Annotated in this window: 5 protein-coding genes and 1 pseudogene; 3 read left to right on the top strand and 3 right to left on the bottom strand. The window is 70.9% G+C overall.

Annotated features, from left to right (window positions below; all coding sequences use genetic code 11):
• From CVO76_RS04805 to CVO76_RS04795, 3 genes and pseudogenes are all read right to left on the bottom strand, one after another.
• The coding region (locus CVO76_RS04805) for a DUF4192 family protein (RefSeq protein WP_208740946.1) at positions 1-1,432 on the bottom strand (1,432 nt) is incomplete at its 3' end.
• A gap of 89 nt (positions 1,433-1,521) precedes the next feature.
• The gene (locus CVO76_RS04800) at positions 1,522-2,865 is read right to left on the bottom strand and encodes an MFS transporter (protein WP_208740944.1); all 1,344 of its coding nucleotides are present in this window, start codon (positions 2,863-2,865) and stop codon (positions 1,522-1,524) included.
• A gap of 308 nt (positions 2,866-3,173) precedes the next feature.
• Positions 3,174-4,067 (bottom strand): annotated as a pseudogene (locus CVO76_RS04795) (proteasome assembly chaperone family protein); the annotation flags it as partial.
• A 232-nt stretch (positions 4,068-4,299) separates the two neighbouring features.
• Between CVO76_RS04795 and CVO76_RS04790 the strand changes: the two are divergent.
• The 3 genes from CVO76_RS04790 to CVO76_RS04780 all read left to right on the top strand — a co-directional run.
• Positions 4,300-5,847, top strand: a complete 1,548-nt coding sequence (locus tag CVO76_RS04790) for a leucyl aminopeptidase (protein ID WP_133081689.1) — start codon at positions 4,300-4,302, stop codon at positions 5,845-5,847.
• A gap of 281 nt (positions 5,848-6,128) precedes the next feature.
• Positions 6,129-7,511 (top strand): dihydrolipoyl dehydrogenase, encoded by a 1,383-nt coding sequence (gene lpdA / locus CVO76_RS04785; protein ID WP_133081688.1) that lies wholly within the window; start codon positions 6,129-6,131, stop codon positions 7,509-7,511.
• A 150-nt stretch (positions 7,512-7,661) separates the two neighbouring features.
• A partial coding sequence (locus CVO76_RS04780) for a biotin/lipoyl-containing protein (RefSeq protein WP_347876224.1) occupies positions 7,662-8,091 on the top strand: 430 nt, incomplete at its 3' end.

Here is an 8,091-nt window from a genome sequence, read left to right as displayed (position 1 = left end):
GGCCGGGCTGTTCAGCCGTCCCGGCGTGCTGCGGGACGGCGGTCGGATCCTTCCCCGCCGCACCTGCCGGCCAGGCCGTGGACCTGCTCCTGGCCCAGGCCGGCAGCCCCCCGCGCCGGAGGAGTTCGTGCAGCAGGCGGGCGAGCCGGTACCCCGGTACCGCCCGTTCCGCGGCGTCGAGGTAGACCGCCGCCCTGGATCCGCGTCCGCGGGCGTACTCGAACCAGGCCGACATGGTGAGACCTGCGGCCCTGGCCTCACCGTCCGATACCTCCGCCAGTCGTCCGAGGACGACCGTCATGCCGTCCACGCGGTCCCAGGCGATGGCGCCGGTGAACCTGCCGGACAGCACGTCCGCGTAGACCGGACCCGCATCGCCGACGATCGGGCCTCCACCCGGTGGTGACGCCGCGGGCGCTCTCCCCGCCCGGCCGGTGCCGGTCCCCGGGTCCCGGCCACGCTCCGTCGATGCCGGCAGGCGCAGGGCCGCGCGCAGTCCGGTCGCCTCCCGCACGTCCGGCAGCACCCGGTCTCCGCGGACCGCGCCATTGTCGGCGCCTGTCCCGGCGGGTCCGGAATCGTCGACGAGGCCGCATGCGGCGACCCCGGCCCGAGCCGTGCCCGACCCGACACAGGCACTCACCAGGAGGAAATCACGGACGGTCCGCGACTCGATACTCGCCAGGAGGAACGCCGCGACATCGGGCTCGGCGTCGACGACGAGTGCTTCCGGCCGCAGGAGGACCGCATCCCACACATCCGATACCGCCTGGAACTGGGCCGGGGACGTCCACCGACCGGCGCAGCCGGACGCATAGCGTGCGCGGGCCTCCTCCACCACCCGGAGGCGGTGTACCGGCGAGGAGGTCCGTCGTGCCACGGACGGAGCGGCGCGGAGCACGGCGTCCGACGCCGAGGCATCGAACGCGCTTCCGCTGAAGATCAGCTCGGCGTTGAGCGGACTGAGGACCACGGCGTCGAGCGGTCGGCCGGGCCATGGGCAGCACTCGTCGTCGCTGCAGAAGTAGTCGCGCCAGGCAGAGGCCGAGACGAGCCAGCCCCCGTGGACCGGCAGTCCGGCGGCTTCCAGGACCGCTCCGACGACTCGGACCAGTCCATGCCGGGGCGGGAGTGCCTGCCGTGGCCAGCCCTGCTTCGTGTAGACGACGAGGAGGGTGCCGTCGGCGTCGGCGTCCCCCCGCAGGAAGGACACCACCCCTTCGGCGAACGCGCGGGAGTCCCTGCCGTCGGGCGGCAGGTCCACCCGCAGGGTGGCGCCGAGCCTCCGGCCCTGCGTCGTGAGGACCACGAGGCTCTCGTCGGGCAGGAATCCGAGGGCGTGCGGGACGTAGGACAGGATGTCCGCCGGGGACGAGACGGCGATGGGAGGGGACGGTGGGATGCCCGGTGCCGGGCTCGCAGGGGATGACATGCCGCCAGCCTGCTACGCGGACAAGGCCCCCGCTCGGCCCGCCGACGTCATGTGGACAAGCCCGCCGCTCGGATGGTTCCCGATGCGACCTAGTCGCCGGAGGGCCTCCGGGCAGCCTTCTCGTTCCGGCGACGGCGGTGCTCGCGGGCCAGCGCATCGCGGATGGGCGGGACGACCACGCCCTGCTCCGCCATCCGCCGGCGCACCCTGCGCCGGGCGATGACGACCGCCACGACCCCCGCCGCCAGGAACACCAGCTGCACGGCCATGGCGAGGCGGAAGGACGCGAGGGCGTAGAGGTCACCCCGGGAGAAGCCGCTGCCGAGCAGGACGTCGAGGACGACACCGATGACGAACATCGACAGCAGGGACGCCATGAAGCCGCCGATGTTGACGATGCCCGTCGCGGTTCCCATGCGGGCCGCGGGGTTGAATGTACGGGCGAAGTCGAAGGCGATCATCGACCCCGGCCCGCCGACGGCCAGCGCGACGACCAGCAGCGTCAGCAGCGGCAGCGGAGCCGGTCCGGGGTAGAGCAGCACCGCCAGCCAGGCGGCGGCCATGAGGGCGGCGATCGCCAGCACCATGGTGGATCGCCGCAGGGGATGCCGACCCACGTACCTCCCGAGCAGTGGTCCGCAGGCGATCCCCACCGCGACGAACAGGGTCATCAGGGCGGAGGCGACACCCTCCCCCACCTTCTCCGCGCGGACCAGATAGGGGTAGCCCCACATGAGGACGAAGACCGTGCCGGGGAACTGGATGGTGAAGTGCGACCACAGGCCGAGGCGCGTCCCCGGTTGTCTCCACGCCGCGGCGAGCGAGGTGCCGGTCTGCCGCAGCGTCTGCGGGGAGCGCTCGCTCCCCGCCAGCGGCGAGTCGCGGATCACGGTGATCGAGAGGACGACGGCGAGCACCGAGAGGGCCGCGGCCGAGAGGAAGGCCGGCTGCCAGCCGAAGGTGGACAGCAGTGCCACGAACGGGATGACCGAGACCACCTGCCCGAGCTGGCCGATGATGCCCGTCCACTGCGTGAGGACCGGGATCCGCCGGGGCTCGAACCACGCGGGCAGCAGCCTCAGGACACTGATGAAGGTCGTCGCGTCGCCCGCCCCCACGAACAGCCGTCCGATGATCCCCGCACCGACCGAGTCCGCGAAAGCGAGCTGCGCCTGGCCGAGCGCCATGAGGACGCCTCCGGCGACGATGAGCGTCCTCGGCCCCCACCGGTCCACGAGGACACCGACCGGCACCTGGAGGCCTGCGTAGACGAGCAGCTGCACCACCGTGAACACGGACAGCTGCGAGGCGGAGGCGCTGAAGCGGTCCGTCGCCTCCAGCCCGGCGACACCGAAGGTGGTGCGCTGCGTCACTGCAACGAGGTAGGCGGTGACACCGGCCGCCCAGACAAGAAGTGCCCTCGAGGATCTCACAGCCCCATTATCGCGTGGCGGGTGACCCATCCACTCCCGCGTTACGGCCCGTGGCCGGCAGCGCGCCCGCGGGCGGACGGCCTGCCGTCCGGATCGCGATCCGTTCGGCGACGGGGCTACGCCGCGGAGCGCGACCCCGGACCGGCCGGTCCTTCGTCGTCGCGTCCCGCGGCGTCCCCTGCTCCCGGCTCCCGGTCACGACTCTCGCCGCTGTCGTGGCTGCTGTCGTGGCTGCCGTAGTCGATGGGGCTCGCGCCCAGGAACTCCGTGTCCCAGAGCAGCGTGGACTCCTCCTCAGCCTGCGGGCTCGCGAGGTACGCCTCGACGGCCGCACCGAGCTCCTCGGCGCTGGCCAGCTCGCTGTTCTCCTTGACCAGCAGCGACCTGCGCGCGGCTCCGTCCGCGTACTCGTCGTAGCGCTTCTCGAGCGACGCGACCACCGACTGCACCTCGGCCGAGTTGCCGACCTGCCGGGCGATCTGGCGCTCGACGTCGCGCCCCGTCTCGCGGAGCCGGTCCGTCGGCAGCACGAGCCGCGCCGTGGCGCCCAGGTACTCGAGTCCGGCGACGGCTGCCGGCGGATACTCGGCCTCGGAGAGGTAGTGGGGCACGTGGATGACGTGACCCACGACGTCGTTCCCCGCCTCGACGAGGCGCAGCTCGAGCACGTGACCGATGGACGCCTGCAACTCCGCGGTCGGGCGCCAGGCGTTCATGCCGTCGATCAGGTCGGACCGGTTGCCGTGCAGGGTCACCCCGATGGGCCGCGTGTGCGGGACCGGCATCGGGATGGCATGGATCCAGGAGACGAGCGGCACCTCGAGGTCCTCCACCAGGCCGACGACGGCGCTCGCGAAGCGCTCCCACTGCAGATCGGGTTCGACGCCGGTCAGGAGCAGGAACGGCTCCCCCAATCCGTCGAACAGCCGGTGCAGCTCGAGCCGGTGCGGCTGGTAATCGGTCAGGTGGTCCTCGGCGAACGTGATCTTCGGGCGACGGCCGCGGTAGTCCATGAGCTGGTCGGCGTCGAACTCGGCCACCAGCTCGTGCTCGAGGACTTCGAGCAGCTCCTCGCTGACCTGCGAGACGACGTGCCCGGCATCCAGGAAGCCGGTGAGGCTCACGAGCAGGGGGAGCCCCTTGATCCGCGGGTCGCCGAAGACGTCGGCGTCGGTGTTGTACAGGGTTCGTGGATCCAGCATGGCTCTCTCCTCCGGTCGGGTCCTGTTCCTGTCAACGCCGTCCGCGCCCGCTTCATTCCGTACCACGCGACGCCGCCCGGGAGGAGGATCCACCCCCACCGACCGCCCCGCCCTCGGCGACGCCGCACCTCGCGGGGCAGCGACTACGATCGTCAGGACGGTTCCCGGACCACCAGATGCCGGAGCCGCGCAGAACCTGGACAACCCATCCGGACACGAGGAGACATATTCCGTGATCAAGACGACCGAACTACACCTGACGGCTTCCGCGAAGGACCTCAAGAAGATCCCGAGCGACGCGCTCGTGATCGCGGTCGCCAAGGGGACGGACGGGCCGGTCCTCCTCGACAGCCCGCTGCCCCCGAAGGCGGCGCGCGCCCTCGGGGACTCGCTCCAGGTGCTCGGCATCACCGGTGCCGCCGACGAGGTGCGCCGCCTTCCCGGGCTGCCCGACACCGGAGCCGACTCCCTCGTCCTCTCCGGCGTGGGCACCGTGGCCGACGGCGAGGCACTGTCCCCGGAGACCCTGCGCCGTGCCGCCGGTGCCGCCGTCCGCCAGCTCACCGGCCTGGAGACCGTCGTGCTCGCGCTCCCGGCCGGCACCGCCGCCGCCGCCGCCGCCGTCGCCGAGGGTGCCGCGTTCGGCGCCTACAGCTACGAGGGCCACAAGTCGGGGATCAGGGCCGACGGGACCGTGGCCCCGTCGAAGGACCAGGCCGCCGTCCGCACCGTCGTCGTCCACACGTCCGCGGCCGACGACGCGGACCTCGCGCCTGCCTTCAGGCGCGCCAGCATCCTGGGCAAGAACGTCAACGCGACGCGCTCCCTCGTGAACCAGCCGCCGAGCCACCTCTACCCCGAGACGTTCGCCCAGGCCGCGAAGGACCTCTCGCGGGGGCTCCCCGTCAAGGTCACGGTGATGGACGAGAAGCGCCTGGAGCGCGACGGCTACGGCGGGATCCTCGGCGTCGGCAAGGGCTCCACGCGGCCTCCCCGCATGGTGAAGGTTGAGTACTCCCCCGCGAACTCGGCCGTGCACCTCGCCCTCGTGGGCAAGGGCATCACGTTCGACTCCGGCGGACTCTCCCTCAAGCCCGCCGCGGGGATGCAGACCATGAAGCTGGACATGGCCGGCGCCGCTGTCGTCCTCACCACGCTCCTCGCCGTCGCGGAACTCGGCCTCCCTGCCAAGGTCACGGCGTGGCTCTGCCTCGCCGAGAACATGCCCTCGGGCTCCGCGCAGCGCCCCGAGGACGTGCTGTCCATCTACGGGGGCCGCACCGTCGAGGTCCTGAACACCGACGCCGAGGGCCGCCTCGTGATGGCCGACGGGCTTGCCGCCGCGAGCGAGGAGTCCCCCGACGCCATCATCGACATCGCCACCCTCACCGGCGCCCAGATGATCGCCCTCGGCACCCGCGTCTCCGGCGTCATGGGCGACGACGGGGTCCGCGACGCCGTCAAGGCCGCCGCGGACCGCGCGGGCGAGCAGTTCTGGCCCATGCCCCTGCCCGAGGAACTGCGTCCGAGCCTCGAGTCGCAGGTCGCCGACATCGCCAACATCGGAGAACGGCACGGCGGCATGATGACCGCCGCCGTGTTCCTGCGCGAGTTCGTCGGCCAGGTCGACGGCGAGAAGATCCCGTGGGCGCACCTCGACATCGCCGGACCGGCCTTCAACGAGGGGGCCCCCTACGGCTACACCCCGAAGGCCGGAACCGGCGTCGGCGTCCGCACCCTGCTGGCCTACGTCGAGGACGTGCTCGCCCGAACCGCCTGACGGAACGGGTGCCGCGGCGGACTACCGCCGCGGCACCCGCCCAGCCTGCCCGACCTGCCCGGCCTGCTCGACCTGCCCGACCTGTTCGCGTGACGCTGGGCACATCCGGGCGCGGACGGCACGTCCTCGGCACACTTCAAGTGGATGCGGGCTTGTTCTGGGGATAGGGTGAAAAACGAGAGCACACCAAGCACCCGCCGTGTGCCCCGCGACCGCATCAGCAATCGATTTATCAACCGACGCGTCCTGCGCGTCAACAGACCACGCGAGGGAGCGTTCAAGTGGCCGGATCGGCAACTGCGCAAGAATTCGACATCCTGGTACTCGGTGGAGGAAGCGGCGGCTACGCTGCCGCACTCCGTGCGGTGCAGCTGGGCTTCACCGTGGGGCTCATCGAGAAGGGCAAGCTGGGCGGCACCTGCCTCCACAACGGCTGCATCCCGACCAAGGCACTCCTGCACTCGGCCGAGATCGCCGACGGCGCCCGCGACTCCGAGAAGTACGGCGTGAAGGCGACCTTCGAGTCCATCGACATGAACGCCGTGAACGCGTACAAGGACGGCATCATCGCCGGCAAGTACCGCGGACTCCAGGGCCTCATCAAGTCCAAGGGCATCACGGTGATCGAGGGCTCGGGCAAGCTCGCGTCGCAGAACACCATCGACGTCGACGGCACCGTCTACACCGGCAAGCACATCATCCTCGCCACCGGTTCCTTCTCGCGCAGCCTCCCCGGCCTCGAGATCGGCGGCAAGGTCATCACCTCCGACCAGGCCCTCACGATGGACTTCGTCCCCAAGACCGTGGTCATCCTCGGCGGCGGCGTCATCGGCTGCGAGTTCGCGTCCGTCTGGAAGTCCTTCGGCGTGGACGTCACCATCATCGAGGCGCTCCCCTCCCTCGTCCCGAACGAGGACGCGTCGATCGTCAAGAACTTCGAGCGGGCGTTCAAGAAACGCGGCATCAAGTTCAACACCGGCACCCGGTTCAAGTCGGTCCAGCAGAACGACGACGGCGTCGTCGTCACCCTCGAGGACGGCAAGACGTTCGAGGCCGATCTCATGCTCGTCGCCGTCGGCCGCGGCCCCGTCACGCAGAACCTCGGCTACGAGGAAGCGGGCCTCACGATGGACCGCGGGTTCGTCATCACCGACGAGCGCCTCCACACCGGCGTCGGCAACATCTACGCGATCGGCGACATCGTCCCCGGACTGCAGCTGGCCCACCGCGGCTTCCAGCAGGGCATCTTCGTCGCCGAGGAGATCGGCGGCCTCAAGCCCGTCGTCGTCGCCGACCTCAACATCCCCAAGGTCACCTACAGCGATCCCGAGATCGCATCGGTCGGCTACACCGAGAAGGCCGCACGCGAGAAGTTCGGCGACGACCGGGTCGAGACGCACGAATACAACCTCGCCGGCAACGGCAAGAGCTCGATCATCGGCACCGGCGGCATCGTCAAGCTCGTCCGTGAGAAGGACGGCCCGATCGTCGGCGTGCACATGCTCGGCACGCGCATGGGCGAGCAGATCGGTGAGGCCCAGCTGATCGTCAACTGGGAGGCGTACCCCGAGGACGTCGCCCCGCTGATCCACGCCCACCCCACGCAGAACGAGGCGCTCGGCGAGGCGCACCTCGCCCTCGCCGGCAAGCCGCTGCACGGCTGAGCCGGGCACCCGCACCACCCCGAGCCTGGTCCACGCCCCGAGGGCGTGGACTAAGCTCGGAACCAGGAATTGCAAGCACGTCCAGCTGAGCGGGCCCCGGTCGTCGACCAGCTGCCAAGGAACGATCTATGAAGGAGAAACGGGCGCATTATGTCTGAATCCGTGAACTTGCCCGCTCTCGGTGAAAGCGTCACCGAAGGCACCGTCACCCGCTGGCTCAAGCAGGTCGGTGACCGCGTCGAGGTCGACGAGCCCCTCCTCGAGGTCTCCACCGACAAGGTCGACACCGAGATCCCCTCGCCCATCGCCGGAGTCATCGAGGAGATCCTGGTCGCGGAGGACGAGACCGCGGAGGTCGGCGCACCGCTGGTACGCATCGGGGACGGTTCGGGTAGCGGTTCCTCCGACACCGGCAGCGCCGCTCCCGCCGCCGAGGAGGCCCCGGCCGAGCCCGAGCAGCCCGCCGCCGAGGAAGCCCCCCAGGCGGATGCCGCACCCGCAGCGAGTGAGACCTCCGACGATTCCGATTCCGGCGAAGGCACCGAGGTCACCCTCCCCGCCCTCGGCGAGAGCGTCACCG

It is taken from the genome of Arthrobacter agilis (genome assembly GCF_002953615.1).
Classification (GTDB): Bacteria; Actinomycetota; Actinomycetes; order Actinomycetales; family Micrococcaceae; genus Arthrobacter_D; species Arthrobacter_D agilis_B.
Note: the sequence above shows the minus strand (reverse complement) of the source record. Positions and strands in the feature narration are given on the sequence as shown.